The sequence below is a fragment of the Sphingomonas sp. NCPPB 2930 genome (genome assembly GCF_042867205.1).
Lineage (GTDB): Bacteria > Pseudomonadota > Alphaproteobacteria > Sphingomonadales > Sphingomonadaceae > Sphingomonas.
Genome location: NZ_JBHZQU010000004.1, coordinates 99,986 through 126,511 on the forward strand (window position 1 = coordinate 99,986; position 26,526 = coordinate 126,511).

The 26,526-nt window shown below is 68.1% G+C and carries 31 protein-coding genes; 16 read left to right on the forward strand and 15 right to left on the reverse strand.

Annotation, left to right across the window (positions count from 1 at the left end; genetic code table 11):
* Positions 1-77: 77 nt before the first annotated feature.
* The gene (locus ACFX59_RS06915; protein ID WP_387430930.1) at positions 78-1,406 is read right to left on the reverse strand and encodes a dicarboxylate/amino acid:cation symporter; all 1,329 of its coding nucleotides are present in this window, start codon (positions 1,404-1,406) and stop codon (positions 78-80) included.
* A gap of 241 nt (positions 1,407-1,647) precedes the next feature.
* On the opposite strand from ACFX59_RS06915, the gene ACFX59_RS06920 reads away from it, so the two are divergent.
* The 5 genes from ACFX59_RS06920 to ACFX59_RS06940 all read left to right on the forward strand — a co-directional run bounded on the left by ACFX59_RS06920 (position 1,648) and on the right by ACFX59_RS06940 (position 7,077).
* Positions 1,648-3,405 carry an ATP-binding protein gene (locus ACFX59_RS06920; protein WP_387430932.1) on the forward strand — a complete coding sequence of 586 codons (1,758 nt, stop codon included), beginning with the start codon at positions 1,648-1,650 and terminating at the stop codon, positions 3,403-3,405.
* Positions 3,402-4,718: a sigma-54-dependent transcriptional regulator gene (locus tag ACFX59_RS06925; protein ID WP_387430934.1), complete on the forward strand. Its 1,317-nt coding sequence runs from the start codon at positions 3,402-3,404 to the stop codon at positions 4,716-4,718. Before ACFX59_RS06920 ends, ACFX59_RS06925 begins: the two co-directional genes overlap by 4 nt.
* An 85-nt stretch (positions 4,719-4,803) precedes the next feature.
* On the forward strand, positions 4,804-5,109 hold the full coding sequence (locus ACFX59_RS06930; protein ID WP_387430937.1) for a DUF485 domain-containing protein: 306 nt from the start codon (positions 4,804-4,806) through the stop codon (positions 5,107-5,109).
* Entirely contained in the window at positions 5,106-6,809 is a 1,704-nt protein-coding gene (locus ACFX59_RS06935; RefSeq protein WP_387430939.1) for a cation acetate symporter, read from the forward strand. Before ACFX59_RS06930 ends, ACFX59_RS06935 begins: the two co-directional genes overlap by 4 nt.
* Before the next feature lie 100 nt (positions 6,810-6,909).
* Positions 6,910-7,077, forward strand: coding sequence for a hypothetical protein (locus ACFX59_RS06940; RefSeq protein ID WP_387430941.1), 168 nt, complete (start codon positions 6,910-6,912; stop codon positions 7,075-7,077).
* 24 nt (positions 7,078-7,101) lie between these two features.
* Here the strand turns inward: ACFX59_RS06940 and ACFX59_RS06945 are convergent, their stop codons facing one another.
* A complete protein-coding gene (locus ACFX59_RS06945) occupies positions 7,102-8,412 on the reverse strand; it encodes an MFS transporter (RefSeq protein ID WP_387430944.1) in 1,311 nt (436 codons plus the stop codon).
* Positions 8,413-8,526: 114 nt separating this feature from the next.
* Here ACFX59_RS06945 and pgsA point away from each other — a divergent pair, with 114 nt between their 5' ends.
* Genes pgsA through ACFX59_RS06960 form a run of 3 tightly spaced genes read left to right on the forward strand, consistent with a single transcriptional unit; the run spans position 8,527 to position 9,778 of the window.
* The gene (gene pgsA / locus ACFX59_RS06950; protein WP_307098988.1) at positions 8,527-9,081 is read left to right on the forward strand and encodes a CDP-diacylglycerol--glycerol-3-phosphate 3-phosphatidyltransferase; all 555 of its coding nucleotides are present in this window, start codon (positions 8,527-8,529) and stop codon (positions 9,079-9,081) included.
* Positions 9,081-9,338, forward strand: a complete 258-nt coding sequence (moaD, locus tag ACFX59_RS06955) for a molybdopterin converting factor subunit 1 (RefSeq protein ID WP_387430946.1) — start codon at positions 9,081-9,083, stop codon at positions 9,336-9,338. The genes pgsA and moaD overlap by 1 nt, the downstream gene beginning before the upstream one ends.
* Positions 9,335-9,778 carry a molybdenum cofactor biosynthesis protein MoaE gene (locus ACFX59_RS06960; protein ID WP_387430948.1) on the forward strand — a complete coding sequence of 148 codons (444 nt, stop codon included), beginning with the start codon at positions 9,335-9,337 and terminating at the stop codon, positions 9,776-9,778. The genes moaD and ACFX59_RS06960 overlap by 4 nt, the downstream gene beginning before the upstream one ends.
* Positions 9,779-9,841: 63 nt before the next feature.
* Here the strand turns inward: ACFX59_RS06960 and ACFX59_RS06965 are convergent, their stop codons facing one another.
* From ACFX59_RS06965 to ACFX59_RS06975, 3 genes are all read right to left on the reverse strand, one after another.
* Positions 9,842-10,444 carry a fasciclin domain-containing protein gene (locus ACFX59_RS06965; RefSeq protein ID WP_387430950.1) on the reverse strand — a complete coding sequence of 201 codons (603 nt, stop codon included), beginning with the start codon at positions 10,442-10,444 and terminating at the stop codon, positions 9,842-9,844.
* 113 nt (positions 10,445-10,557) lie between these two features.
* Positions 10,558-11,184 (reverse strand): fasciclin domain-containing protein, encoded by a 627-nt coding sequence (locus ACFX59_RS06970; RefSeq protein WP_387430953.1) that lies wholly within the window; start codon positions 11,182-11,184, stop codon positions 10,558-10,560.
* Positions 11,185-11,232: 48 nt separating this feature from the next.
* Positions 11,233-12,135, reverse strand: coding sequence for a hydrogen peroxide-inducible genes activator (locus ACFX59_RS06975; RefSeq protein WP_307098978.1), 903 nt, complete (start codon positions 12,133-12,135; stop codon positions 11,233-11,235).
* A gap of 154 nt (positions 12,136-12,289) precedes the next feature.
* Between ACFX59_RS06975 and ACFX59_RS06980 the strand changes: the two genes are divergently transcribed.
* Together ACFX59_RS06980 and ACFX59_RS06985 are read left to right on the forward strand one after the other, a co-directional pair.
* Complete coding sequence (locus tag ACFX59_RS06980; RefSeq protein WP_307098974.1) at positions 12,290-12,835, forward strand: peroxiredoxin; 546 nt, start codon at positions 12,290-12,292, stop codon at positions 12,833-12,835.
* Positions 12,836-12,956: 121 nt separating this feature from the next.
* On the forward strand, positions 12,957-13,478 hold the full coding sequence (locus tag ACFX59_RS06985; protein WP_307098971.1) for a carboxymuconolactone decarboxylase family protein: 522 nt from the start codon (positions 12,957-12,959) through the stop codon (positions 13,476-13,478).
* Positions 13,479-13,529: 51 nt separating this feature from the next.
* Here ACFX59_RS06985 and ACFX59_RS06990 read toward each other — a convergent pair whose 3' ends face one another.
* Entirely contained in the window at positions 13,530-14,297 is a 768-nt protein-coding gene (locus tag ACFX59_RS06990) for a sulfite exporter TauE/SafE family protein (RefSeq protein ID WP_387430957.1), read from the reverse strand.
* Positions 14,298-14,448: 151 nt separating this feature from the next.
* Between ACFX59_RS06990 and epsC the strand changes: the two genes are divergently transcribed.
* The gene (gene epsC / locus ACFX59_RS06995; RefSeq protein ID WP_387430959.1) at positions 14,449-15,132 is read left to right on the forward strand and encodes a serine O-acetyltransferase EpsC; all 684 of its coding nucleotides are present in this window, start codon (positions 14,449-14,451) and stop codon (positions 15,130-15,132) included.
* A complete protein-coding gene (locus tag ACFX59_RS07000; protein WP_307098965.1) occupies positions 15,132-15,464 on the forward strand; it encodes a DUF2794 domain-containing protein in 333 nt (110 codons plus the stop codon). The genes epsC and ACFX59_RS07000 overlap by 1 nt, the downstream gene beginning before the upstream one ends.
* Before the next feature lie 70 nt (positions 15,465-15,534).
* Here the strand turns inward: ACFX59_RS07000 and ACFX59_RS07005 are convergent, their stop codons facing one another.
* From ACFX59_RS07005 to ACFX59_RS07040, 8 genes are all read right to left on the reverse strand, one after another.
* Positions 15,535-15,885, reverse strand: coding sequence for a hypothetical protein (locus tag ACFX59_RS07005; RefSeq protein ID WP_307098963.1), 351 nt, complete (start codon positions 15,883-15,885; stop codon positions 15,535-15,537).
* A 112-nt stretch (positions 15,886-15,997) separates the two neighbouring features.
* Positions 15,998-16,690, reverse strand: coding sequence for a phosphate regulon transcriptional regulator PhoB (gene phoB / locus ACFX59_RS07010; protein WP_307098960.1), 693 nt, complete (start codon positions 16,688-16,690; stop codon positions 15,998-16,000).
* Positions 16,691-16,703: 13 nt separating this feature from the next.
* Positions 16,704-17,387 carry a phosphate signaling complex protein PhoU gene (gene phoU / locus ACFX59_RS07015; protein WP_307098958.1) on the reverse strand — a complete coding sequence of 228 codons (684 nt, stop codon included), beginning with the start codon at positions 17,385-17,387 and terminating at the stop codon, positions 16,704-16,706.
* Between the two features lie 11 nt (positions 17,388-17,398).
* Positions 17,399-18,160, reverse strand: coding sequence for a phosphate ABC transporter ATP-binding protein PstB (gene pstB, locus ACFX59_RS07020; RefSeq protein WP_387430964.1), 762 nt, complete (start codon positions 18,158-18,160; stop codon positions 17,399-17,401).
* Positions 18,157-19,371 (reverse strand): phosphate ABC transporter permease PstA, encoded by a 1,215-nt coding sequence (pstA, locus tag ACFX59_RS07025; protein ID WP_354293067.1) that lies wholly within the window; start codon positions 19,369-19,371, stop codon positions 18,157-18,159. The genes pstB and pstA overlap by 4 nt, the downstream gene beginning before the upstream one ends.
* A 52-nt stretch (positions 19,372-19,423) precedes the next feature.
* Positions 19,424-20,800 (reverse strand): phosphate ABC transporter permease subunit PstC, encoded by a 1,377-nt coding sequence (gene pstC, locus ACFX59_RS07030; RefSeq protein ID WP_387430967.1) that lies wholly within the window; start codon positions 20,798-20,800, stop codon positions 19,424-19,426.
* Entirely contained in the window at positions 20,797-21,843 is a 1,047-nt protein-coding gene (locus ACFX59_RS07035) for a substrate-binding domain-containing protein (protein ID WP_387431201.1), read from the reverse strand. The genes pstC and ACFX59_RS07035 overlap by 4 nt, the downstream gene beginning before the upstream one ends.
* Positions 21,844-21,915: 72 nt before the next feature.
* A complete protein-coding gene (locus tag ACFX59_RS07040; RefSeq protein WP_387431203.1) occupies positions 21,916-23,202 on the reverse strand; it encodes a sensor histidine kinase in 1,287 nt (428 codons plus the stop codon).
* A gap of 64 nt (positions 23,203-23,266) precedes the next feature.
* On the opposite strand from ACFX59_RS07040, the gene ACFX59_RS07045 reads away from it, so the two are divergent.
* From ACFX59_RS07045 to ACFX59_RS07060, 4 genes are read left to right on the forward strand one after another with little or no spacing between them, the layout of a single operon-like run.
* Positions 23,267-23,710: a hypothetical protein gene (locus ACFX59_RS07045; protein WP_387430969.1), complete on the forward strand. Its 444-nt coding sequence runs from the start codon at positions 23,267-23,269 to the stop codon at positions 23,708-23,710.
* Between the two features lie 3 nt (positions 23,711-23,713).
* On the forward strand, positions 23,714-23,995 hold the full coding sequence (locus ACFX59_RS07050; RefSeq protein ID WP_309702514.1) for an HPr-rel-A system PqqD family peptide chaperone: 282 nt from the start codon (positions 23,714-23,716) through the stop codon (positions 23,993-23,995).
* Complete coding sequence (locus ACFX59_RS07055) at positions 23,992-24,837, forward strand: HprK-related kinase A (protein WP_387430973.1); 846 nt, start codon at positions 23,992-23,994, stop codon at positions 24,835-24,837. The genes ACFX59_RS07050 and ACFX59_RS07055 overlap by 4 nt, the downstream gene beginning before the upstream one ends.
* Positions 24,822-25,862 (forward strand): nucleotidyltransferase family protein, encoded by a 1,041-nt coding sequence (locus tag ACFX59_RS07060; protein WP_387430975.1) that lies wholly within the window; start codon positions 24,822-24,824, stop codon positions 25,860-25,862. Before ACFX59_RS07055 ends, ACFX59_RS07060 begins: the two co-directional genes overlap by 16 nt.
* On the opposite strand, the gene ACFX59_RS07065 is transcribed toward ACFX59_RS07060, so the two are convergent.
* A complete protein-coding gene (locus ACFX59_RS07065) occupies positions 25,822-26,514 on the reverse strand; it encodes an HAD-IA family hydrolase (protein ID WP_387430977.1) in 693 nt (230 codons plus the stop codon). The genes ACFX59_RS07060 and ACFX59_RS07065 overlap by 41 nt on opposite strands.
* Positions 26,515-26,526 lie beyond the last annotated feature (12 nt).

Sequence of the window (26,526 nt, forward strand, 5' to 3'; positions counted from 1 at the left end):
CCAAGACGATGGCGGCCTTATCGCACCCAGGTAAACAAATGACCCGGCCGTTGGGAGCGGCCGGGCCTGTACCGGGATCAGGCGATGACGGGCCGGGCGGCGGGATCGGGGAGGACGGGGGTGCCGTTCAGCGCGGCGTCGAGCGCGTCCTTGTCGAGGGCATTCTCCCAGCGGGCGACGACGACCGTGGCGACGGCGTTGCCGATGAAGTTGGTGAGGCTGCGGCATTCCGACATGAAGCGATCGACGCCCAAAATCAGCGCCATGCCCGCGACCGGCACGTCCGGCACGATCGACAGGGTGGCGGCCAGGGTGATGAAGCCCGCGCCGGTGACGCCCGCCGCACCCTTGGAGGAGAGCATCGCGACGAGGAGCAGGGCCAGCTGCTGACCGAGCGACAGGTCCACGCCGCAGGCCTGGGCGATGAACAGCGCCGCCAGCGTCATGTAGATGTTGGTGCCGTCGAGGTTGAACGAATAGCCGGTGGGGACGACGAGGCCGACGACCGACTTTTCGCAACCGGCCTTCTCCATCTTCTGGAGCAGGCTGGGCAGCGCGGCTTCCGAAGACGAGGTGCCCAGAACCAGCAGCAGCTCGGCCTTCAGATAGCGGATCAGCTTCAGGACCGAGAAGCCGTTGGCGCGGGCGATGGTGCCGAGCACGACGACGACGAACAGGATCGAGGTGAGGTAGAAGGTCGCGACCAGTGCGCCGAGATTGACGAGGCTGCCGACGCCGTACTTGCCGATGGTGAAAGCGATGGCGCCGAAGGCCCCGATCGGCGCGGCGCGCATCAGGATGCCGACCAGACGGAAGATGACGACGCTGATCCGCTCCAGGCTGGTCAGCAGCGGACGGGCGGGCTCGCCGACCAGCGCCATGGCCACGCCAAACAGGATGGCGACCATCAGCACCTGCAGGATATTGCCCTGGGTGAAGGCGCTGACCAGCGTGTCGGGGATGATGCCCAGCAGGAAGCCGGTAACGGTCGTATCATGCGCCTTGGCGGTATATTCGGCGATCGATCCGGCGTTCAGTGTGGCGGGATCGATGTTCATGCCCGCGCCCGGCTGGACGACATTGGCGACGATCAGACCGACGACCAGCGCGAAGGTCGACACGGTGATGAAGTAGAAAAAGGCCTTGCCAGCGACGCGGCCGACCGAGCCCAGCTCGCGCATGCCCGCGATGCCGGTGACGACGGTCAGGAAGATGACGGGGGCGATGATCATCTTCACCAGCTTGATGAAGGCATCGCCGATCGGCTTCAGCGACTCGCCGAAGGAGGGCCAGAAATGGCCGATGACCGCGCCGAGCGCGATCGCGAAAAGAACCTGGACATAGAGATGGGACCAGATACGCGCCCGGCGGGGCGCCTCTGCCACGGCATAATCCTGAGCGATCATGACTTTAGGACATCCTCTGCAAAAAAGGGCCGGACGCGGTAGGCCGCGCTTCCGAATTGCCGTGAGTGTGCGGGATGCACGTACGCATTACAAATTTTCCGGAAACCTACCTAATATATTGTAAAACAACGATATAAGTCGATGTGGTCGGACACGTAGCGCGAAAATCCGCATGGCGCTTGGCGGTCGGTTGCGATATTTCGCACATATGCCGCCGACATGGTCCGTCATCCGTCTGTATATGCAGCGCTATGCGCTGCCCTTGATCGGCGTGCTGGTCCTGACCATCGCGGCGGCGGCGATCCTGCGGGTCTATGCGCATCGCCAGGCCGTGGCGGAGCTGCGTGCCGAGGCCGTCCGCGTGGCCCGGCAGGAAGAGCGGCTGCTCAACAGCGAGCTGCAGCGCTTTCGCCTGCTTCCGATCGTGCTGGTCGAATATCCCGATGTGGGCGCGGCGTTGCGCAACGGATCGGTTCGCGCGGCCGAGCGGCTGAACGAAAAGCTACGCGGATTGGCGGAGCGGACCGGCGCGCCCGTCATCTATGCGATCGACCGGCGGGGGCGGACCATCTCGGCCTCCAATGCGGGCCGGTCGGACAGTTTCGTCGGGCGGGATTACAGCTTCCGCCCCTATTTCCGGCAGGCGATGCGCACCGGCACCGCCGAATATTTCGCGCTGGGCAATACCAGCCTTCGCCCCGGCCTGTTCCTCGCGCGGCGGATCGGCCCCGCCTCGGCCCCGGACGGCGTCGTGGTGGTGAAGGTCGAATTCGCCCGGATGGTGCAGGCCTGGGCCAGCGACGCGGGCCAGACGCTGCTGCTCGACGAGCATGGCGTGGTGGTCGTCACGACCGATCCGCGCGCGGTCTTCACCCTGACCCGCCCGCTGACCGCCGCGGCGCGGGCGGCGATCCGCCAGAGCCAGCAATTCGGCGACATCCTGCTGCGTCCCGGCCCCTTTCGCATCACCGGGGGGGACGCGACGGACCGCGACGGCGCGCGCTATGTCGCCGGGACCACGGCGGCGCCCTTGCCACGCTGGCGGCTCGTCCATGTCCTGCCGTCGCGCCCGGCGCTCAAGGAGGCGGATGGCTGGGTCCGTTCGGCGACCGCGCTGATCGCGGTCGGGCTGATCGGTCTGACGCTGCTGGCGATCTGGCGCCGGACCCGCGCCGAACGCGCCGCACTGGCGCGCGAGGCGCTGGAGCAGGAGGTCGCCCGCCGCACCGCCGAGCTTCGCGCGACCAACGACCAGCTGACCGTCGAAATCTCCGAGCGCATCCGGGCGGACCAGCGGTTCCGCGCCGCGCGCGAGGAACTGGCCCAGGCCAATCGGCTGGGCTCGTTGGGATCGATCACGGCGGGCGTCGCGCATGAGATCAACCAGCCCGTAGCGGCGATCCGCACCCTGGCCGACAATGCCCGCACCTTCCTGACCCGCGACAGGCCCGATCGGGCGGCGACCAACCTGGCGACCATCGTCGAGCTGACCGAGCGGATCGGGTCGATCGTCCAGGAGATGCGCCGTTTCGTCCGGCGGGGCACGCATGGCATCGGTGCGGTATCGCTAAACGAAGTGCTCGACGGCACCATGTTGTTGATCGGCGACCGTTTCCGCACCGCCGGGGTCGCATTGGAGCGCCCCGGCGGCGGCGCGCTGCCACGGGTGGTGGCGGGGCGGGTCCGGTTGGAGCAGGTGCTGGTCAATCTGCTCCAGAACGCGCTCGACGCCGTGGCGGACCGCCCGGCCCCGCGCGTGCGGCTGACCGTAACCGAGCAGCCGGACGGGGTGGACCTGACCGTCGAGGATAACGGGCCGGGCCTGGACCCCGCCATCGCCACCGAGATTTTCACCCCCTTCGTCACCGGCAAGCCCGACGGGCTCGGCTTGGGACTGGGGATCGCAAGGGATATCATGACGGAGTTTGGCGGCATGCTGGAGGTCATCCCCTCGACACTGGGCGGTGCGGGTTTCCGCATCCGGATGCGCCGGGCATGAGCGATATGCTGCGCGTCCTGCTGGTCGATGACGACACGGTGCTGCGCCAGGCGCTGGCCCAATCGTTCGAGCTGGCGGGGATCGATGTCGAGCCGCATGGCGACCCGCTGGCGGCACTCGCCCGGATCGACGCCGATTTTCCGGGGATGGTCGTCTCCGACATCCGGATGCCGGGGATCGACGGGATCGAACTGGCCCGGCGGGTCGCGGCGATCGACAGCGAGATTCCCGTGATCCTGATGACCGGGCATGGCGACGTGCCAATGGCGGTCGCCGCGCTGAAACAGGGGGTGTTCGATTTCGTCGCCAAGCCCTTTGCCGCGGATCACCTGATCGCCAGCGCCGAACGCGCGCTGGAGATGCGGCGGCTGGTGCTGGACAACCGGCGGCTGCGGCTGGCGGTGGAGGAGGCGCAGGGGGCCTATCCGCTGATCGGCGAAACCCCGGTGATGATGCGACTGCGCGACACCGTGCGGCAGGTGGCGCAGGCCGATGTCGATGTGCTGATCGAGGGGGAGACGGGGACCGGCAAGGAACTGGTTGCGCTCTTGCTCCACCGCTGGAGCGGGCGGCGGACGCGCCCCTTCGTCGCGGTCGATTGCGCGGCCTTGCCCGAGGCGATCGCCGAGGACGAGCTGTTCGGCCAGGCGCATGGCCGGACGCCGGGGCGGATCGCGGCGGCGCATCGCGGCACGCTGTTCCTCGACGAGGTGGACAGCATGGCACCCGCCCTGCAGGGCCGGATGCTGCGCGTGGTCGAGGAGCGCGAAGTGCGCGCCATCGGTGCCGAGGACCCGCAGATCCTCGACCTGCGGATCGTGGCCGCCGCCAAGTCCGACCTGGCGCGGGCGGTGGACGAGGGGCGGTTCCGCGCCGACCTTCTCTATCGGCTCGACGCGGTGCGGTTGCGGGTGCCGCCGCTGCGGGAACGGCGGGCCGATGTGCCGCTGCTCTTCGCCCATTTCCTGCGCGAGGCGGCCGAGCGCTTCGGCCGCCCGGTGCCGATGATCGACGGCGCGATCCAGGCCCGGCTGTTGTCGCACGACTGGCCGGGCAATGTCCGCGAGGTGCGCAACTACGCCAATCGCGTCGCGCTAGGCCTGTCGGGCGAGGGGCAGGCGGAGGGCGATCCGCTGCCGCTGCCCGAACGGGTGGAGCGGTTCGAGGGGGCGACGATCCGCGCGGTGCTGGAGGAAGCGGCGGGGGATGTCCGCGCCGCGCTCGCCATCCTGGGCATTCCGCGCAAGACCTTCTACGACAAGGTCGCGCGCCACGGCATCGACCTGAACGCCTATCGACCCCAGCGAAGTTAGCGCCATTCCCGCTTGACGCCGAACGGGGGGCGGGGGAGCATGGCCCCGACGCCGGACGCAATCGGCGCAGGGTTAGGAGAATGCCATGGAGGATGCCGCCAGCCGTCTGGCGCGTGACCCGCGCTACATCGCGCTCGTCCGCAAGCGAGGTCGTTTCACCACCATCCTGACGATCATCATGCTGATCGTCTATTTCGGGTTCGTCCTCACCATCGCCTTCGACAAGGCGCTGCTGGCCCGATCGATCTCGGGCGGCGCGACATCCTGGGGCATCCCGGTCGGGTTGGGGGTGATCGCGCTCGCGATCCTGCTGACCGGCCTGTATGTCTGGCGCGCCAATCGCGACTTTGATCCGGTGATCGACGCCCTGCGCGCGGAGGAAAGGGCATGAGGGGGCGGGGGCTATGGCTCGCCGTGCCGCTGGCGCTGCTGCCCCTGTCGGCGGCCCATGCCCATGCGATCGGCCCGGCGGTGCAACAGGCGACCAACTGGACCGCGATCGGTATGTTCGCGGCCTTTGTCGCACTCACGCTGGCGATCACCCGCTGGGCGGCGCGCCGGACGCGGACGGCATCGGACTTCTATACGGCGGGCGGTGGCATCACCGGCTTTCAGAACGGACTGGCGATCGCGGGCGACTTCATGTCGGCGGCGTCGTTCCTGGGCATCTCGGCGCAGATTTATGCCGACGGCTATGACGGGCTGATCTATTCGATTGGTTTTCTGGTCGGCTGGCCGATCCTGCTGTTCCTGATGGCCGAGCGGCTGCGCAATCTGGGGCGGTTCACCTTTGCCGATGTGGCGTCGTTCCGCTTTGCCCAGACCCCGGTGCGGATGGTCGCGGCCTGTTCGACCCTGCTGGTCGTGCTGTTCTATCTGATCGCGCAGATGGTGGGGGCGGGGCAGCTGATCCGGCTGCTCTTCGGCCTGCCTTACGGCTATGCCGTCGTGATCGTCGGCGTGCTGATGACCTTCTACGTCCTGTTTGGCGGGATGACCGCGACGACCTGGGTCCAGATCGTCAAGGCGATGATGCTGCTCGGCGCGGCCAGCTTCATGGCGATCGCGGTGCTGGCGCGGTTCGGCTTCAGCCCGGAGGCGCTGTTCGCGCGCGCGGTCGAGGTCAAGACGGCGCTCGCCGCGCTGGCCGGGGCGGGGCCTGACGAGGCGGTGACGAAGGGCCGGGCGATCATGGGGCCGGGCGGGTTCATCAAGGACCCGATCTCCGCCATCTCGATCGGTGCGGCGCTGATGTTCGGGACCGCGGGCCTGCCCCACATCCTGATGCGCTTCTTCACCGTGCCCGATGCCAAGGCGGCGCGCAGCTCGGTGCTGTGGGCGACGGGGTGGATCGGATACTTCTATATCCTGACCTTCGTCATCGGCTTTGGCGCGATCGTGCTGGTCGCCACCGACCCGGGCTTCCTTGATGCCGATGGCGCGCTTCGCGGCGGCAGCAACATGGCCGCGATCCATCTGGCGCAGGCGGTCGGCGGCAACCTGTTCCTGGGCTTCATCTCGGCGGTGGCGTTCGCGACGATCCTGGCGGTGGTCGCGGGGCTGACCCTGTCGGGCGCCTCGGCGGTCAGCCACGATCTTTACGCGACCGTCGTCAAGAAGGGGCAGGCGGATTCGGCCTCCGAACTGCGCGTGTCGCGCATCACGGTGCTGGTGCTGGCGGTCGTCGCCATCCTGCTGGGCATCCTGTTCGAGAAGCAGAATGTCGCCTTCATGGTCAGCCTGGCCTTCGCGCTGGCGGCATCGGCCAATTTCCCGGTGCTGCTGCTGTCGCTGCTCTGGTCCGGGTGCACGACGCGCGGCGTGGTCGTGGGCGGGGTGGTCGGCCTGTCGACCGCGCTGGTGCTGACCATATTGTCGCCCGCCATCTGGGTGAAGGTGCTGGGCTATGACGCGCCGATCTTCCCTTATGGATCGCCGACCATCTTCTCGATGCCGCTGGCGTTCCTGACCATCTGGCTGGTGTCGATCACCGATCGCAGCGGCCGCGCGGCGGTCGACAAGGCGGGCTATCCGGCCCAGCGCATCCGCTCGGAAACCGGGATCGGCGCGGCGGCGGCGCACGATCACTGATCGAGCCTGTCCCCGCTGTCTTCAAATGGGGCAGCGGGGACGGTTCCGGCGCGGCATGGACCCGTGCCCCAATGGTCAACAAAACGTTAACGTCCATGCCATGAGACGCCGCCTTGTCCTGACCAACGAAGCCGCCCGTCACCCCTTTCGACGGTCGCTGCCGCCCGTGCCGCCCACGCGAAGCCGCCGGGACGACGATCAGGACATTCGCCTGTTCGTGCTCAGCTTCACCGCCTTCTTCATCTGCTTCTACAGCTTCCTGTTCTGAGCGGCCGCCGTTCGCCGGGCGGGATCAGCCCGGCTGGACGCACCCATCGTCGCAGGCGCGGTGGAGCCGGAGCGCCAGCCAGGCGGAAACCAGGCACATGCCCGCCACGACGAACAGCATATTCTCCGGCGTGACGCCCATCGCGCTGATCCCGAAGACCGCCACCGAGCCGATCGTCATCGCAAAGCAGTTCACGATGTTGTTCGCCGCGACGGTACGCGCGGTCTGGTCCTTTTCGACGGTGGTGGTCAGGAAGGCATAGAGCGGGACCACGAACATGCCGCCGGTCGTCGCGATGGCGAGCAAGGTGGCGAGGATGCCGATCGCGCGCGGTTCGGCGAGGAATGCCTGCCAGCTATACAGCCCGCCATCGGGCGCCGGTGTCCAGTTGCGGCACAGGACCGAGAACAGGACGACGAACGCCCCCATCGCGATGACCGAGATCGGCGAATAGCGCGCCGAGATCTCACCCTTCAGCATCGTGTTTATGACCACCGATCCGATCGCCACCCCGACCGAGAAGATCGCGATGGCCAGGCTCGCCACCTCCTTGTCGGCGGTCAGCACATTCTTGACCAGTGGCGGGAAGACGATGATCAGCACCGCGCCGATCGTCCAGAAGAAGCTGATCGCGATGATGGCCAGGAACAGGCGGCGGATATGCAGCGTCGCCGAGATCAGCCGCCAGGATGCGGTGAAGGGGTTGTAGTTCAGCTTGAGCGGCGGCCCTTCGCGCGGGGCGGGGGGCACCTGCCGCCCGGTGAACCAGCCCAGCACCGCCACGACGATCACGCCGCCCGCCGCCGTCTCGACCGGGATCCATCCGGCCGCGACGGTGCCCAGCAGGATCGCGAGATAGGTGCCCGCCTCGACCAGCCCGGTGCCGCCCAGAATATCGTCGGGCTCCAGATGCTGGGGCAGGATGGCGTATTTGATCGGGCCGAAAAAGGTCGAATGGACGCCCAGCGCCAGCACCGTGCCCAGCATCAGCGCCAGCCCGATGGTGCTATGCCCCGATCTGGCGATCAGCAGGCCCGCCGCGCCGACCAGCATGATGCCGATCTCGACCGTCTTGACGATGCGGATGATCCGCGCCTTGTCATGGCTGTCCGCCAGCTGTCCCGACAATGCCGAGAGGAAGACGAAGGGAAGGATCGATGCCCCGGTCGCGGCGGCGTTAAAATAGGATTCCGACGTCGCATCGGTGAAGATCGCATAGGTCGCGAACAGCACCATCGAGGTCTTGAACAGATTGTCGTTGAAGGCGCCGAGAAACTGGGTGGCGAACAGCGGCAGGAACCGACGCCGCTTGAGAAGCCCGAGGGCATTGAGCATAACGAAAAATGGCCCGATCGTGGCAACAGAATGGCAGCAACATAACCATCCGGCGGGCCATCGCCAACCGCTTAAAGCGGTTTGTCATGGGCAGGCTTGTCGTTAGAAGGCCTTATGCTGACGCTGCCCAACCTGTTGACACTCTCGCGAATCCTGGCCGTGCCGCTTCTGGCGGGGCTGTTGTGGCAACCCGAATGGGCGCTGGGCTATGCCATCGCCTTCGCGCTCTACTGCCTGATGGGCATCACCGATTATTTCGACGGCTATCTGGCGCGGGCCAAGGGCACGGTGTCCAAGCTGGGCGTGTTCCTCGACCCCATCGCCGACAAGATCATGGTCGCTTCGGTGATCCTGGTGCTGGTCGCGGTGCAGGTGTTGAGCGGGATCAGCGTCGTCGCGGGCCTCGTCATCCTGTTGCGGGAAATCGCGGTCTCGGGCCTGCGCGAATTCCTGGCGCAGTTGCAGGTGTCGGTGCCGGTGTCGCGGCTCGCCAAGTGGAAGACGACGCTGCAACTGATCGCGCTGGGCGGCTTGATCCTGGGCGGGGCGCTGCCCGGATGGCCCTGGCTCCACGTGGCGGCGCTGGCCGCGCTGTGGGGCGCGGCGGTGCTGACGCTCGTCACCGGCTGGGACTATCTGCGCGTCGGCCTCAAGCATATGGACAGCTGATGCCGCTCACCATTCTCTATTTCGCCTGGGTCCGCGAACGGATCGGCCTGTCCGAAGAGACGGTCACCCCGCCGCCGGAGGTCGCGACCATGGCCGATCTGATCGGCTGGCTGGCGACGCGGGGCGGCGGCTATGCCGAGGCGCTGGCCGAGCCGGAACGGCTGCGCGCGGCGGTGGACCAGAATTTCGTCGGCCTCGATACGGCGATCGGTCGGGCGCGCGAGGTCGCGATCTTCCCGCCGGTGACTGGCGGATGATCCGGATTCTCGTATCGCGCGATCCCATCGACCTGGCGGCCGAGGCGGCGCACGTCGAGCAGGCGGAGGTGGGCGCGGTCGCCACCTTTTGCGGGCTGGTCCGCGCGGACGACGGGGTCGACCGGCTCGAACTCGAACATTATCCCGGCGCGACCGAGGGCGCGCTGGACAGGATCGCCCATCTCGCCAAGGCGCGGTGGTCGTTGCAGGCGGCCACCATCGTCCACCGGGTCGGACCGATGCGGCCCGGCGAGCGGATCGTCTTCGTCGCGGCGGCAGCCCCGCATCGGCGCGATGCGCTGGACGCCTGCGCCTATCTGATCGACCGGCTCAAGACCGATGCGCCGTTCTGGAAACGCGAGACGCGGGGGGCGGACGCCCGCTGGGTCGAGGCGCGCGACAGCGACGGGGCGGCTGCCGCGCGCTGGGACGACATCTGATCGACACAAAAAAGGCGGAGCCGCAGCCCCGCCTTTCCGATCGTCCCCCGAGGGGGGGAGGGATCAGCCGATCTTCGGCACGCTGATGCCGTTGGTCAGATGGACGACGCCGTTGGTCGCCGCCACGTCCGCCTTGTCGACATAGGCCTTCTGGCCGTTAACGTCGGTCAGCATGATGTTGCCGTTAGGCCCCAGCTGCGCGGTCAGCGGCTGTCCGGCGAGCGTCGTCAGCGTCGCGGTGCCGTTGCCGGCGGCGATCTGCTGCTTCAACTGCTCGGCGGTCAGCTTGCCCGAGACGACGTGATATTTGAGGATCGTGGTCAGCGCCGCCTTGTTCGCGGGCTGGCTCAGCGTGTCGAGCGCGCCTGCGGGCATGCGGCTGAACGCCTCGTCGCTGGGGGCGAAGACGGTGAAGGGGCCGGGGCCCGACAGATCGACGGCCAGACCCGCCGTCGTGACCAGCTTGGCCAGCGTGCTGCGGTCGGGCGTGGCGGCGAGGACCTGAACGACGGTGCCGGTCGCGGCCGGGGTGGCCGGAGCAGGCTGGGCCGGAGCCTGGGCGGGGGCCGTGGCCGTCGGCGCGGTCTGGGCCGTCTGGGCGGTGGCGGCGGTGCCCGCGGCGACCATCGCGGTGGCTGACATCAGGATGGCAAAGGTCTTCGTCATGAAAGCATATTCCCGTCTATGGGCGGCGGAGCACACATAGGGGCCCACGCCGCGTGGAAGGGCAGGACATCCGAACCGGTTGCGAAACGGACGCCCCGTCGAGGGTAACGCACTTAATCCAGTTTTGGCACCAATACACCGTTCACGATGTGGATCATGCCGTTGGCCTGACGCATGTCGCCCGCCTCGATATAGCTCTTGTTACCGCCGCCATCGGTCAGGGTGATGACCGACTGGGTCATGCTGAGGGTCAGCGGTTCGCCCTGTGCCGTCATCAGCGTGGCGGTCCCGCCGCCCGCCGCGATACGCCGTTGCAGCTCGGTCACCGTCACCACCCCCGGCACCAGGTGATAGCGCAGCACGCGGACCAGCGAGGCCTGGTTGGCGGGCTGGAGCAGCTGCGCCTCGACACCGGGGGCGAGCCGCCCGAACGCCGCATTGGTCGGCGCGAACAGCGTGAAGGGGCCGGGGCCCGCCAGCGTGGTCGAGAGCGAGGCCGCGCGGATCGCCGCGACCAGCGACGAGAGCGAAGGGGTCGCGGCCGCATTGTCCAGGATGGTGCGGGTCGGCGCCATCGGCCGGTCGGCGACGAAGGGGGCCTCCTGCGCGGGCGCCGTGACCGCCGTGGCGGAGGGGGCGGCGGGCGCCTCTCGCTCGTCCCGTCCCCGCCCGCAGGCGCCCAGCATCACCAGAGCCGCCATCGGCAGGGCCGCCAGCATGCGCTTCGCTGGATGGGTCATGGGCCAAAACTCCTTTGCAAATCGATGGGTGTCGATGAACGCGATCGATCAGGCCGCTTCCGCCAGCACCTGGGCGAGCAGCCGGAAATCCTTCTCGCGCGGGCTCGCCCGGCGCCAGACCAGCGCGATCTTGCGCACGGCATTGTCGGCGTCGAGCGGCCGCGCGGTGATGTTGGTATTGTCGAGGATACCCGACCGCAGCGCCATTTCGGGCAGCATCGTCATGCCCAGCCCATTGTCCACCATCTGAACGATGGTGTGGAGCGAGGTGCCCAGCATCGTCGCCTCGGCCCGCAGCTCGGGGCGATTGCACGCCGCGAGCGCATGGTCCTTGAGACAATGCCCGTCCTCGAGCAGCAGCAGCCGATTCTCGTCGATCGCCGACGCCGGGAAGGCGGGCGGGGGGCTGTGATCCTCGTCGGTCGGGAAGGCGACGAACAGCCGGTCGTCGAACAGCGGCTCGGCGGTCACCTCGCCACAGGCGAAGGGCAGGGCGAGCAGCACGCAGTCGGTGCGGCCATTGTGCAGCCGCTCGCAGGCGGGGCCGCTGGGCTCCTCGCGCAGGAACAGCTTCAGGTCGGGAAAGTCGCGGCGGAGTCTGGGCAGGATGCGCGGCAGCATGAAGGGCGCGATGGTCGGGATGACCGACATGCGCATCTCGCCCGACAGTGGACGCCCGGCGGCGCGCGCCATGTCGCCCAGCTCGTCCGCCTCGCGCAGCACCCGGCGCGCCTTGTCGGCAATCCGTTCGCCCAGCGGGGTGAAGCGCACCACGCGCCGGGTCCGCTCGACCAACGTCACGCCGATCAGCGTTTCCAGCTCGCGCAGGCCTGCCGACAGGGTCGATTGGGTCACGAAGCAGGCGTCGGCGGCCCGGCCGAAATGGCCATGGTCCTGCAAGGCCACGAGATATTGAAGCTGTTTCAGGGTCGGTAGATAGGTCGCGGCCATTGATCGTCTCAGTCGATTGCCATGTGACAAATAGCTTGTTGGATCAAAGGCGCCAGTCCCCATATCCGTCGGTACAACGAATACAGGCGGTCGAACCGCCGATCGTGCGAGAGGATGGCTGGAGCCGAATTTCTAGAGAAGGAGGCACATTGCCATGTTGACCGTTGGAGACAAGCTCCCCGCATTCACCGTTCCCGTCCAGCAGGGCACCAGCGCGCTGCCCGCCGGCGAGACGATCAGCGACACGTCGTACGAGGGCAAGTGGAAGGTCCTGTTCTACTGGCCTAAGGACTTCACCTTCGTCTGCCCGACCGAGATCGTCGGCTATTCCGAGCTGAAGGGCGATTTCGAGGATCGCGACGCCGTACTGATCGGCGCGTCGACCGACACCGCGCACGTCCACCTGGCATGGCGCAAGTCGGACCCGGATCTGGCTGCGGCCGATTTCCCCTGGATCGCGGACAATGGCCGCGTCCTGGCCGACGCGCTGGGCATCGTCGACAAGAATGAGCATGTCGCCTACCGCGCGACCTTCATCATCGACCCCGACAATGTCATCCAGCACGTCACGATCAACGGCCTGAACGTCGGCCGCAACCCGGCCGAGACGCTGCGTGTTCTCGACGCGCTGCAGACCGACGAGCTGTGCCCGTGCAACTGGAACAAGGGCGACGACGTCCTCCAGCTCGCGGCCGAGTAATCTTCGCGTCGGGGGGCGGCATCGTCCCCCGGCCCATCTTTCAGGCGCCCCGGCGAGGGTCGTCGGTCCCATGCGATCGACGGCCCGGACTGGGGCGTCGCATATCTGGAGCATTCCATCCATGTCGCTCAAGGAATTTGCCGGGCAGCTGCCCGATTTCGCCAAGGACATCCGCCTGAACGTCGGCTCGCTGATCAACGAGCCAGTGCTGAACGACCAGCGCAAATACGGCCTGCTGCTCGCCTGTGCGCATGGCTCGGGCCACAAGCCGCTGGTCGAGGCGGCGGAAGCCGAATGCGCCCCCAAGCTGTCGGCCGAGGCGGCCAATGCGGCGCGCGCGGCCGCCGCGGTGATGGCGATGAACAATGTCTATTACCGCTTCACGCACCTGGCCGGGAACCAGGAATATCGCAACATGCCCGCCAAGCTGCGCATGAACGTGATCGGCGCGCCCGGCATCGACAAGATCGATTTCGAGCTGTTCAGCCTCGCCGTGTCGGCGATGAACGGCTGCGGCATGTGCATCGACGCACATGAGGCGGTGCTGAAGAAGGCGGGCGTCACGGCGGAGGTCATCCAGACCTCGGTCCGTATCGCGGCGGTGATGCAGGCGGTGGCGACCGTCCACGCGGCGATCGCGTAACCGGTCGAGGGGCGCGCCGGCATTGGCCGGGCGCCCCATCGCTCTTGCAGGTCAGCCCTTCATGGCCTGGTAGAAACCCCAAAGGCTGGTCAGGGTCAGGATGACGCCGACCAGCGTCAGCAAGACCCGCGCGGGCACGCGCTTGGCCAGCATCGCACCGAACGGCGCGGCGCAGATACCGCCGATCAGCAGCCCGACCGTCGCCATGGTGAACGCCTCCCAACCCAGCTGGGTGATGAAGGTCGCCGAGATCGTCGCGGTCAGGAAGAACTCGGCGGTGTTGACCGTCCCGATCGTCGTCCGCGGGGCCGCGCCCTGGGCCAGCAGGTTGGAGGTCACGACCGGCCCCCATCCGCCGCCGCCCGCCGCATCGAGAAACCCGCCGAGAAAGCCCAGCGGCTCGACCACCTTCGGCTCGCGGCTATGCGCCTTGTGCCGCCAGGCACGGATCAGGAGATAGACGCCGATCGCGGTCAGATAGGCGAGGATGAACGGCTTCACCACCGCCGCATCGATATTGGACAGGACATAGGCGCCCAGCGCGCCGCCGATGACGCCCGGAATCATCAGCCGAAGGAACAGCCGCCAGTTGACGTTGCGATGCACCGCATGGCTGATCCCCGATACGGCGGTCGTGAAGGTTTCCACGCTGTGAACCCCCGCCGACGCGGCTGCCGGGGGCACGCCCAAGCTGATCAGCAGGGTATTGGAAATCACCCCGAACGCCATGCCCAAAGCGCCGTCGACCACTTGGGCGGCAAAGCCGACGCCGATAAAGGGCAGGATATGGATCCATTCGCTACTGGTCGGGTCCATCATCTCTCCTTACCCTGTGACGCCCGGCCCATGCCGTGCCCGAAGCGTGGCTGCAACAAAGATAGACTTTGTCGCGTCCGCCAAGGTTCCACGCCTATCTGGAATTCAGGAAAAGCCGTGCTTAAATGCCGGTATCGCATCTGGGGACATGCTCATGCCGAGCCGATTGGCCGCTTATCTCGATTCGATCCGGGCTCGTGACCCCGCTCCGCACTCGCGTGCCGAGATCCTGCTCTATCCGGGCGTCTGGGCCCTGGCGGGGCACCGCGTGGCGCATCGGCTCTACCGGTCGCGCGCCTTCTTTCTCGCGCGGCTGGTCAATCATTTCACCCGCTTCCTGACCGCGATCGACATCCATCCGGGTGCGAAGATCGGGCGGAATTTCTTCATCGACCATGGCTTCGTCGTGATCGGCGAGACGGCGGAGATCGGCGACGACGTCACCATCTATCAATGCGTGACGCTGGGCGGGACCAGCCCCGACAATGGCGTGGCGGGCAAGCGGCATCCGACGCTGATGGACGGTTCGATCGTCGGATCGGGCGCGCAGGTGCTCGGCCCGATCACGATCGGCCCGCGTGCGCGGGTCGGGGCCAATGCGGTCGTCACGCGTGACGTGCCCGGAGGCGCAGTGATGGTCGGCATTCCGGCAAGGCCGACGATGGTCGAGGGCGGCGCGGCGCCCGAGAAGCGCTTCGTCCCCTATGGTACGCCCTGTTCGGAGGTGTTCGACCCCCAGACCCAGAAGATCGAGATGCTGCGGTGCGAGCTGGACACGCTGCGGCGACAGCTCGACACGCTGCTGGCCGAACAGAATATCGAGCGCGACCGCGCCTGATGGGGATCGTCCCGTTTCCGAAGGCACCGGGGCAGGTGGGGTTCGAGCGTGCCGAGCTGAACCGCATCCTCGACCTGTATGGCCGGATGGTCGCGGCGGGACACTGGCGCGACTATGCGATGGATCTGGGGCGCGACGCCGCGATCTTCTCGGCCTTTCGCCGTACCGCCGAGCGGCCCGAATACCGGATCGAGAAGCGCCCGGCGCTGCGCAACCGCCAGGGCATGTGGGCGCTGATCGGCGAGGCCGGGGCGGTGCTGAAGCGCGGGCATGAGCTGGGGCCGGTGCTGGCGCCGGTCGAGCGCCGCCTGATGAAGCTGGTCGAGGAATAGCCGCTCCGACAGCAAAACGCCGACCCTCGCGAGAGGATCGGCGCTTCGTCGGAGCAATCGGGGCAGGCGATCACTTGCCGCCGCGCTGGCGACACTGGTCGAACTGGCCCTTCTTGCAGATCGGATAGCTCTTCAGCGCGGCCGGGGCCGGATAGGCCTGTTCGGGGCTCGGCGCCTGTTTGAAGATGACCGGCACGCCGGGGGCGGGGGGCGACGCCATCGGCGGCTGCGCGGGCTGATAGCCGCCCGGCGTCTCCGTCCCGGCCGAGGCACTGGCCTGCATCGAGGCGTCGGCCGACGCGGTGGTGCCGGTCTGTCCGGTGCTGGCACCGGCCTGGGCCGTGGCGTCCGCCTGGGTGGTCGTCTGGGCGAGGGCGGGGGCTGCCATCAGCGTGGCGGCCGCCAGAATTACGAGCTTCATGCGAATCTCCTGTTCAGAAGCGCAAGTGCGTTAGCGCGGTGGATTGAACGCCCCACCCGCGACTTGGCTCCATCGTTTCGCACCCGGCCCAATTCTGACGGCCCGTTCACGTTCAGCCCCCGGCGTCGAGCGAATAGCCCGCCGAGCGCACAGTGCGGATGATATCGGGCCGGTCGCCGACATTGATCGCCTTGCGCAGACGGCGGATATGGACGTCGACGGTCCGGCTCTCGATATCCGAATCATGGCCCCATACCGCGTCGAGCAGCCGCTCGCGCGAGAAGACCCAGCCTGGGTGCTCCAGGAAGTGCTTCAGGAGGCGGAACTCGGTCGGCCCGAGCGAGACGACCTCGCCCGCGCGGCGGACCTTGTGGCCGACCGTGTCCATCTCGATATCGGCATAGGTCAGCGCCTCGCCCGCCAGCGCCGGGCGCACGCGGCGCAGCACCGCGCCGACCCGCGCGACCAGTTCGCGCGGGGAAAAGGGCTTGGTGACATAATCGTCCGCGCCCGTCTCCAGCCCGCGCACCCGGTCCTCTTCCTCGCCGCGCGCGGTCAGCATGATGATCGGCACGTTCGCGGTCTCGGGCGAACGGCGCAGGCGGCGGCAGACCTCGATCCCCGAAATCCCCTCGACCATCCAGTCGAGCAGGACGATGTCGGGCGTGCTCTCGCGCGCCAGCAACAGCGCCTCCTCGCCGTCGGGCGTGTGGGCGACCTCGAAATCCTCGCGCTTGAAATGGAAGACGAGCAGTTCCGCCAGCGCGGCATCGTCTTCGACCAGCAACATCTTTACCCGTGCCATGGTGCCTGTTCCCTCAAGAAGGCCAAGTACCGCCGCGATCCCGCTCACCCATCTGGGTACCGGTGGCGGCGAAATAGACCATCTCCGCGACGTTCGTCGCATGGTCGCCGATGCGTTCGAGATTCTTGGCGATGAACAGCAGGTGCGCGACCTGTCCGATCGTCTTGGGATTCTCGACCATATGGGTGACGAGCGTGCGGAAGATGGAATCGTAGAAATCGTCGAGTGCGTTGTCGCTGTCGCGGACCCGGACCGCCGCCTCGGCATCGCGCGCGGCAAAGGCGTCGAGCACGTCATGCACCATCGCCGAGGCGATCTTGGCCATGGCGGGCAGGATGGAGACGGGCTCGATCCGGTCCTCGCTCTCGATCATCGGCACGCGCTTGGCGATGTTCTTGGCATAGTCGCCGATCCGCTCGACGACGCTGGCGATCTTCAGCGCGGCGACGACCTCGCGCAGGTCGTTGGCCATCGGCGCGCGCAGCGCGATGGTGCGCACGGCCAGCCGCTCGACCTCCGCCTCGATCAGGTCGATCGCCTTGTCGTCCTCGCGAACCTTTCGCGCCAGTTCCAGGTCGGAGCGTTGCAGCGCGCGGATCGCATTGGCGATCGCTTCCTCGGCCAATCCGCCCATCTGGCTGATCAGTCCGCGCAAGCGGCCGATATCGTTGTCGAATGCCTTTACGGTGTGGTCCATGATCCTCGTCCTCAGCCGTAACGGCCGGTAATATAGTCCTTCGTCCGCTCTTCCTTCGGGTTCGTGAAGATGTCGGACGTCTTCCCGTACTCGACGAGCGTGCCGAGATGGAAAAAGGCGGTGCGCTGCGACACGCGGGCCGCTTGTTGCATATTGTGGGTGACGATCGCGATGGCGTAGCGGCCGCGCAGGTCGTGGATCAGTTCCTCGATCCGCGCGGTCGCGATCGGGTCGAGCGCGCTGCACGGCTCGTCCATCAGGATCACCTCGGGGTCGACCGCGATGGCGCGTGCGATGCACAGACGCTGCTGCTGCCCGCCCGACAGCGCGGTGCCGCTTTCCGACAGCCGGTCCTTCACCTCGTTCCACAGCCCGGCACGGGTCAGCGAGCGCTCGACGATCATATCGAGTTCGCCGCGCGACGCGGCCAGCCCATGGATGCGCGGACCATAGGCGACATTCTCGTAGATCGACTTGGGGAAGGGGTTGGGCTTCTGGAACACCATGCCGACGCGAGCGCGCAACTGCACTACGTCCATCTCGGGCGCATAGATGTCCTGCCCGTCCAGCCGCACGTCCCCCGACACCCGCGCCGAGGGGATGGTGTCGTTCATCCGGTTGAGCGTGCGCAGGAAGGTCGACTTGCCGCAGCCCGACGGGCCGATAAAGGCGATGACGTGATCCCGTTCGACATTGATCGAAATGTCGTGGATCGCCTGCTTGGCGCCGTAGGACACGCTGACGTTGCGCGCGGTTATCTTGGGAATGCTCACCAGCGTGTCTCGAACCGATTGCGGAGGTAAATGGCCAGCCCGTTCATCGCGAGCAGGAAGACGAGCAGGACGATGATCGCGGCGGAGGTCTTTTCGATGAAGCCGCGATCGACCTGATCGGACCACAGGAAGATCTGCACCGGCAGCACCGTCGCCGGATCGGTCAGCCCCTGCGGCGGCGCGGCGATGAAGGCGCGCATGCCGATCATCAGCAGCGGCGCGGTCTCGCCCAGCGCGCGGGCCATGCCGATGATCGTGCCGGTCAGGATGCCGGGCAGCGCGAGCGGCAGGACATGGTGGAAGATCACCTGAACCCGCGAGGCGCCGATCGCCAGCGCCGCGTCGCGTATCGAAGGCGGCACCGCCTTGATCGCGTTGCGCCCGGCAATCACGATGACCGGCATCGTCATCAGCGCCAGCGTCAGCCCGCCGACGAGCGGAGCCGAACGCGGCAGGCCGAAGGTGCCCAGGAACACCGCCAGCCCCAGCAAGCCGAAGATGATCGACGGGACCGCCGCGAGATTGTTGATCGACACCTCGATCAGGTCGGTCCAGCGGTTCTTCGGCGCATATTCCTCCAGATAGAGCGCGGCGAGCACCCCGATCGGGAAGGCGAGCGCCAGCGTGACCAGCATGGTCAGCAGCGATCCCTTGGCCGCGCCCCAGATGCCGACGCGGGTCGGATCGGTCGCATCGGCATCGGTCAGGAAGGTCAGGTTCCACCCGGTCGACAGGACGCCGCGGGCCTTGAGCCGCGCGACCACCGCCTCGGCCTCGGGCGTGCCTTCGCCCTTGGCCGCGACGTCATAGGCGCTGGCGACGGGCAGCGAGAAGCGCGTGGTGCCGCGCAACAGGGCCGGGTCCGCCTTGACCGCATCGCGCACCACGATCCACGCACCCGGCGACAACAGGTCGGTGCCGTCGGCGCCGAAGGCCAGGGTCGCTGCGCCGTCGACCGCATGCTCCAGCCCCGCGCCCGCCAGCGCGAGGTCGGCACCGCGTCCCTTCAGTCGCGCGGGCTCGACCGGTAGTTCGGCGGCGGCCAGGTCGACGGGCAGGGTGACGCGCGTCTGGGTAAAGCCGCCAATCCCCTGCGCCACCATGGTGATCAGCAGAAAGGCCAGGAACGCCGCCGACAGGGCGACCGCCGCCATGCCGATCAACCGGAACCGCCGCTCCGCCGCATAGCGACGGCGCAGGCGGCGCGTCATGGCGGGGCTGTTCCAGATGGTGGGGGCGTCGTCCGCCGGGGAAGGGGGCGGGCTATTCATAGGTTTCCCGGTAACGCTTCACCACGCTCAGCGCGATGATGTTGAGCAGCAGCGTGATGACGAACAGCGTCAGCCCCAGCGCGAAGGCCGCGAGCGTCTTGGGGCTGTCGAACTCCGCCTCGCCGGTCAGCAGGTCGACGATCTGGCGGGTGACGGTCGTGGTGCTGGCGAAGGGATTGGCGGTCAGGGTCGCAACCCCGCTTGCCGCCATGACGACGATCATCGTCTCGCCGATCGCGCGGCTGACCGCCAGCAGGACGCCGCCGACCACGCCGGGCAGGGCGGCGGGCAGCATGACGCGGGTGATCGTCTCGGACGGGGTCGCCCCCATCGCCAGGCTGCCGTCGCGCATCGAATCGGGCACGGCCGCCAGGCTGTCGTCGGCCATGGACGAGACGAAGGGGATGATCATCACCCCCATGACCAGCCCGGCGGCCAGCGCGCTTTCCGACGATGCCCATTCGATGCCGATCGACACCGCGAACTGGCGGACGGCGGGCGCGACGATCAGCGCGGCGAAATAGCCATAGACGACGGTCGGGATACCCGCGAGCACCTCCAGCACCGGCTTCATGATCCGGCGCGCGCGCGGCTGGGCATATTGGGTCAGGTAGATGGCGCTCATCAGCCCGAACGGAATGGCCACCGCCATCGCGATCACCGCGCCGATGAAGAACGTTCCCCAGAACAGCGGCACCGCACCCAGCGACGCGCCCGGATCGCGAGGATCGATGACCTGCGGGCTCCAATGCGTGCCGAACAGGAAGTCGGTGATGGGCACCACCGAAAAGAAGCGCCCGGCCTCGTACAGCAGCGAGGCGACGATCCCGGCGGTCGTCAGGATCGCGATGAGCGAGGCGCCGAGCAGCAGCCCCAGCACCACCCGCTCGATCCGCGTCCGCGCCGAAAATTCGGGTCGGACCCGCAGATAGGCATAGGCACCGCCCGCCAGCGCGAGCAGCAGGACGATGGCGGTCGCGATCCAGTCGATGCGCGTCTGGGCGGTTGCGTAAGCGGGGGCCAGGGTGCGCGAAAGCGTATGGAAGGCCCCGTGCGCCTGTCCGGCGGCGAGCGCCCGCGCTTCGGACAGGATCGCCGCCCGCTCGAAGCCCGGCGGCGGCAAGCGTCCGGCGGCGGGCGTGCCCAGCACCATATCGGTGACGAGCGCGGGCGAGGTCGCGGCCCAGACCGCCAGGAAGATCAGCGGCGGCGCGGCGGTCCACAGCGCGACATACCAGCCATGATGATGGGGCAGCGAGCGGACCCGTCCGCCCGTCCGCCGCCGAAAGCCGAGCGCGCGCATCCGCGTGGTCGCCCAGGCGATGACACCCAATCCGACGATCAGGACCAGAAGGATGACGCCGTTCATGACGGCAGGGTCTCCGGATCGAGGGCGGTCTCGTTCGCGATGATCGACCGCGCCCGTGCCTGGACCCCGGCAGGCGCCGCGATCAGCCCGCGCCGGACCAGCGGCCCGCCACGCCCCCAATTGGCGGCATAGAGCGACAGGAACTGGCGCAACCCCGGAATGGCATCGAGATGCGCCTTCTTGACGTAGAGATAGAGCAGCCGCGAACCCGGATAACGGTCGGCGGCGATCGCCTCATAGCTGGGGGCGATGCCGTCGATCGCCACCCCGTTCACCGTGTTGCGGTTTTCCTCGAGATAGGAATAGCCGAACACGCCCAGCGCATCGGGGTTGGATTGCAGCTTCTGGACGATAAGATTGTCGTTCTCGCCTGCATCGATATAGGCGCCGTCGTCGCGGACGCGGGTGCAGAGCAGGCGGTGGGCATCGGGATCGCGATGCGCCAGCGTCGCCGCGCCCGGCTCGACCGCATCGCACCCACGCATCAGGATCAGCTCGGCCAGCGCGTCGCGCGTGCCGCTGGTCGCGGGGGGACCATAGACCTGGATCGGAATGGCGGGCAGGGCGGGATTGACGTCATGCCAGGTCCGCGCCGTGTTGGGCCGCCCGCCGGGATGCGCCGCGAGCGCCCGGTATAGGTCGACGGTGCTCAGCGCCATGCGCGGCCCGCGCTTCGATTCGGCAAAGGCGATGCCGTCGATCCCGATGGGAATCTCCAGCAGCGCGGCCGCGCCATGCGCGGCGCAATCGCGATATTCGGCGGCCTTCATCCGGCGCGAGGCGTTTTCGATATCGGGATGCGCCGCACCGATCCCGGCGCAGAACAGCTTCATGCCCGCGCCCGTGCCCGTCGACTCGATCACCGGCGCCTTGGCATCGGGATCGGCGGTGACGAAACGCTCGGCGATGATGGTCGTGAAGGGATAGACGGTGGAGGAGCCGACCGCCGTGATCTGATCCCGCACGCCCGCACCGCCGCCATTGGCCTGATCGTGACAGGCCGCCAGCGCGACGATCGCGGCGAGAAGGCAGGGCAGGCGCATCATGATCCTTGAACACACCGGAACGGGTGTGGGCCGGCGCTGCCACGCCCACCGGACCTCCGTGTGACATTTCTATTGCGTTTTTGTGACAGTGCCCTCGGAAACGGGTTTCTCGCTGGATTTTATCGGGGGCAGGCGGACGGTGACGGTCGTTCCCACCCCGACCTCGCTGGCGATATCCAGCCGTCCGCGATGCCGCTCGACGATATGCTTGACGATCGCGAGCCCCAGCCCCGTGCCGCCGATGCTGCGGCTGCGCCCCGAATCGACGCGGTAGAAACGCTCGGTCAGGCGGGGGATATGGCCCGGCGCGATGCCCTCGCCCCGGTCCGCCACCGTCAGGCGCAGCATGGGCCCGTCGCGGTCCAGCGTGACGCGCACCGGGGTTTCGGCGCGCCCATATTTCATCGCATTGCCGATCAGATTGTGGAGCATCTGCGACAATTGCGCGCGATCGCCTGCGATCGGCGGCAACCCCTCGGCCACGTCGCAGCCGATGTCTTCGGCGCGCGGCGAGCCGGAGTCGAGGAACTCGTCCCAGACATGCTGGACCAGATCGGCCATGGCGACCGGCTGGGCGGGCTGGCGATATTTGTCCGCTTCGATCCGGCTGAGCGAGATCAGGTCCTCGACCAGCCGCTGCATCCGACGCGCCTCGTCGAACATCACCTTCAGGAACCGCGCGCGAATTTCGGCATCCTCGCCCGCCTCGTCGCCCAGCGTCTCGATGAACCCCAGGATCGAGGCGAGGGGGGTGCGCAGTTCGTGGCTGGCATTGGCGACGAAATCGACGCGCATCCGCTCGGCGGCGTCGTGCGCGGTCTGATCGATCAGATGGACGATCCGCTGCCCACCGCTGGTGTCGGCGAGCCGCATCTCCCAGCGATGGTCGAGCGAGCCGAGCCCGACGAGCGAAATGGGATGGTCGGGGGCGGTCGCACCCGGAGCCATCAACCGCTCGGCGGCGGCGGGATGGCGGATGGCGATCCGCGCATCCTCACCAATGATATGCGCGCCTAGCAGCGTGCGGGCGGCGCGGTTGGCCAGCGTCACCTGGCCGCGTTCGATCAGCAGCACCGGCTCGACGATCGCATCCAGCGCCTCGGTCAGCAGGGGGGACAGCGTATCGCCGTCCTCGACCTGCCTGTCGTCCTCTTCCGCGTCGGTCGCCTCGCCCTCGCTCGCGACCAGCGCGGCGGCGATCCCGCCGACCAGCGTGATGATCGCGGGCCCCGGCCCGGCGGTCAGGAACACCACGATCGCAGCGACCACCGCCACCACGATGCCCCACAAGGTGCGAATGCCGAATCCCATGATGTCGCCGATGTAGCGGGCGCGGGTCGCCCTGTCTTCCCGCATCATCCGCCCTCTCCCGATGCGGGGCAGGCGGGATCGCTCAGGTGCTTGTCGCGAAAGCGCGAATATGGGACATCCACTCCACATGGACGAGACGCCCCAGCCCTACCGGACCGACGATGACGGCCCCGAACCATTGCGTGCCGCCACATCCAGCCGCCGCGCGCTGATGCTGGGGGCGATTGGGGTCAGCACGGTGGTCGCGATCCGCCCCGCGCTGGCGCAGACGACGGGCTCGGTGCTGAACTGCCAGATTCCCGTTCCCGATCCGGGGCGCGCGGGCAGCTATATCGCGCGCGACGGGTCCACCGTGCCCGCGCGCACGCAGGGTTCGTTCGCGCCCCCCGGCCGCCCCTATACCGGCGAGGAAGTGAAGCGCGCCCTGCAGGGCGGCCAGCTGCCCAATTCCAACTCGCTCAGCAACCGGGCCTATCTCAACTATATCCGCCGGTTGCAGCGGGGGCAGGGCGGGTTCACCTGCTATGCCTCGCTCCAGATGCCGGGCGGCTGACCCATGGCCGCTCCGCGCTACCGCGCGGCGGGGGCGGAGCTGTTGCTGGTCGAGCCGCTGGACATGTTCACCGCCGTCTTCCACCGGCCGTCGGGCATCACCCATTTGCTGACCGAACCCGCGCCGCAGATCCTGCGCGCGCTGGCGGATGCGCCGCTGGACGCCGGGGCGCTGCTGGCCCGGCTGTCGCGGGACTTCGATCTGGGCGAGCCGGGCGATGCGGAGGCGATGCTGCTGGCCCGGCTGGCCGAGCTGGAGGCGGCGGGGCTGGTCGAGAGGCTATGAGGTATCGAACGACCCTGCGCGTCGGGCCGGTCGGCTTTCGCATCGGCTCCGACTGGCGGGGGCCGATCGCGGCGGTCGAGGCGCTGTACCGCGATTATCCGCGTGCCGAATTCGCCGATTTCAGCGTGCGACTGGAGGCCGGGCAGCCCTGGCGGCGGTGGCTTCGCCCATCCATCCATATCGGCGGCGATTATCGCTTGCCGGAGGCGGCGCCGCTGCCGCTGGCCCAGGGGCTGCTGGCGGCCGAGCTGGGCATGAACCTGCAAATGGCGCTGGGGCATCGACGGCATTTGCTGCTGCATGCCTCGGTGGTGGCGCGCGGCGGCAAGGCCATCGTGATGAGCGGCATCTCCGGTGCGGGCAAGTCGACGCTGGCGTTGCTCCTTGCCGAGCGGGGCTGGCGGTTCATGGGCGACGAGTTCGCGCTGATCGATCCCGCATCGGGGCTCGCCTTTCCCTTCCCCCGCCCGGTCAGCCTGAAAAATGAGAGCCTGGCGGCCATCCCGGCAGGCCGGGTCACCGGACCGCTGCTGTCGGGAACGCCCAAGGGCGACATCCGCCATGTCGCCCCCGACCGCGCCGCCATCGCCGCGATGGACGAACCCGCGCGGCCCGCCCTGTTGCTGTTTCCCCGTTTCGGCTTCCCCTTGGCGATCCGCCCGCTGCCCCCGGCCGAATGTTTCGTGCGGCTGACCCAAGCATCGACCAATTATGTCGCGATGGGCGAGCCGGGGTTCCGCGCCCTGACCCGCCTGCGTGCCGAGGTTCCGGCGGTCGCCGTCGATTATCCCGATGGCGAAGCGGGGATCGCCGCCGTGGAGGCGCTATGGGCCGCCCTGTGACCCCCGCTCTGACCCCCGCCAAGCGGCTGATCGCCTTGCTGCGAGAGCCGGGATGCGCGCGGCATCTGACGGCGGGCGACTGGACGGCGGTGCTGACCGTCGCGCGGGCCGAGCTGCTGATCGGCACGCTGGCCTATCGGCTGGACGGATTGGACCTGCCGCCGCGCGTCGCCCTGTGCCTGGCCGATGCGAAGGCTGCGGCGGAGGAGGGGCGGCGTGCGGCGCTGTGGGAGGCGAACCGCGTCGCCCATGCGCTGGCCCCGCTGGGTCGTCCGGTCATCCTGCTGAAGGGGACGGCCTTCGTGGCGGCGGGGCTGGCGGCGGGGTGTGGGCGATCGATCGGCGATTGCGATATATTGCTACCCCAGGCCGATCTGGACCGGGCCGAGACCTGGCTGATCGAGGCGGGATGGGAGTGGGTCAAGCCCGACCCCTATGACGATCTTTACTACCGGCGATGGATGCATGAACTGCCGCCGCTGATCCATCGCGACCGCGACCGGATGCTCGACGTGCATCACACGATCCTGCCCCCGACCGCGCGACCCAAGCCCGACGCGGCCGGGCTGATCGCGGGGGCGGTGCCGCTGACCAAAGGGCTGGCCGTATTGTCGCACCTCGACATGATCGTCCATGCTGCCGCGCATCTGTTCGCCGATGGCGACCTGACGGGCGGGCTGCGCAATCTTTGGGATATCCACGCGCTGGTCGGCGAAGGGGGCTGCGGAGGGCTGGCCGAGCGGGCCCGCCACCATGGGCTGGACCGGGCCGTCGCCCGCGCGATGCGGTTGAGCCATGCGCTGTTCGGCACGCCCGTGCCGCCGCAATGGCAGGCGCTGACGCTGGCCGACCGTCTCTATCGCCGCCGCATCCTGGCGCGTGACGGCTGGGGACGCGGGCGGCATCCCTTGACCCGTCTGGCCTTCTATCTGCGTTCGCACCTGATCCGGATGCCCCTGCCGCTCCTCCTGCGGCACCTGTGGATCAAGGGGCGGAAGGCGCGAGCCGCTCCAGCGTCGGGATGAGGCCCTCATAGCCGTCGATGATCGCATCGGCGCCCAGCGTCTCGACCGGCTGGCTGAGGAAGCCGAAGGAACAGGCGATCACCGGCAGGCCGGCGGCCTTGGCGGCCTGCACGTCGAAGATCGAATCGCCGACAAAGGCCGCCGCCCCGCCGCCGCACCGGGCGACGAGCGCCTGGATCGGCACCGGCGAGGGCTTGGCGACGCCCATCGTGTCGCCGCCGATGATCGCATCGAACCGGTCGGTCAGCCCCAGTCCGTTCAGGATCGCCCGTGCGAAGCGTTCCAGCTTGTTGGTCATGACGCCCAGCCGGACGCCGCGCAGCGCCAGTTCGTCGAGCGCCGCCAGCGTGCCCGGAAAGGGGCATGTATGATCCGCCAGATGCGCCTCATAATGGTCCAGCAGCCGCTGGTGGAGCACATCCAGCGTCTCGGCATCGCATCCCCCGGTCGCCGCCAGCCCATGTTCCAGCATCCGCCGCGCACCCCCGCCGATCATCGGCTTCACCGCCTCGACATCGAGGGCCGGGCGCCCGATCGAGGCCAGCGCATGATTGACCGCCGCCGCCAGGTCGCCGCTGGTGTCGAGCAAGGTGCCGTCCAGATCGAAGCCCACGATGGAAAAGGGAAAACGGTCGGGTGAATTCGCGTCCATGAGCCATCCTGC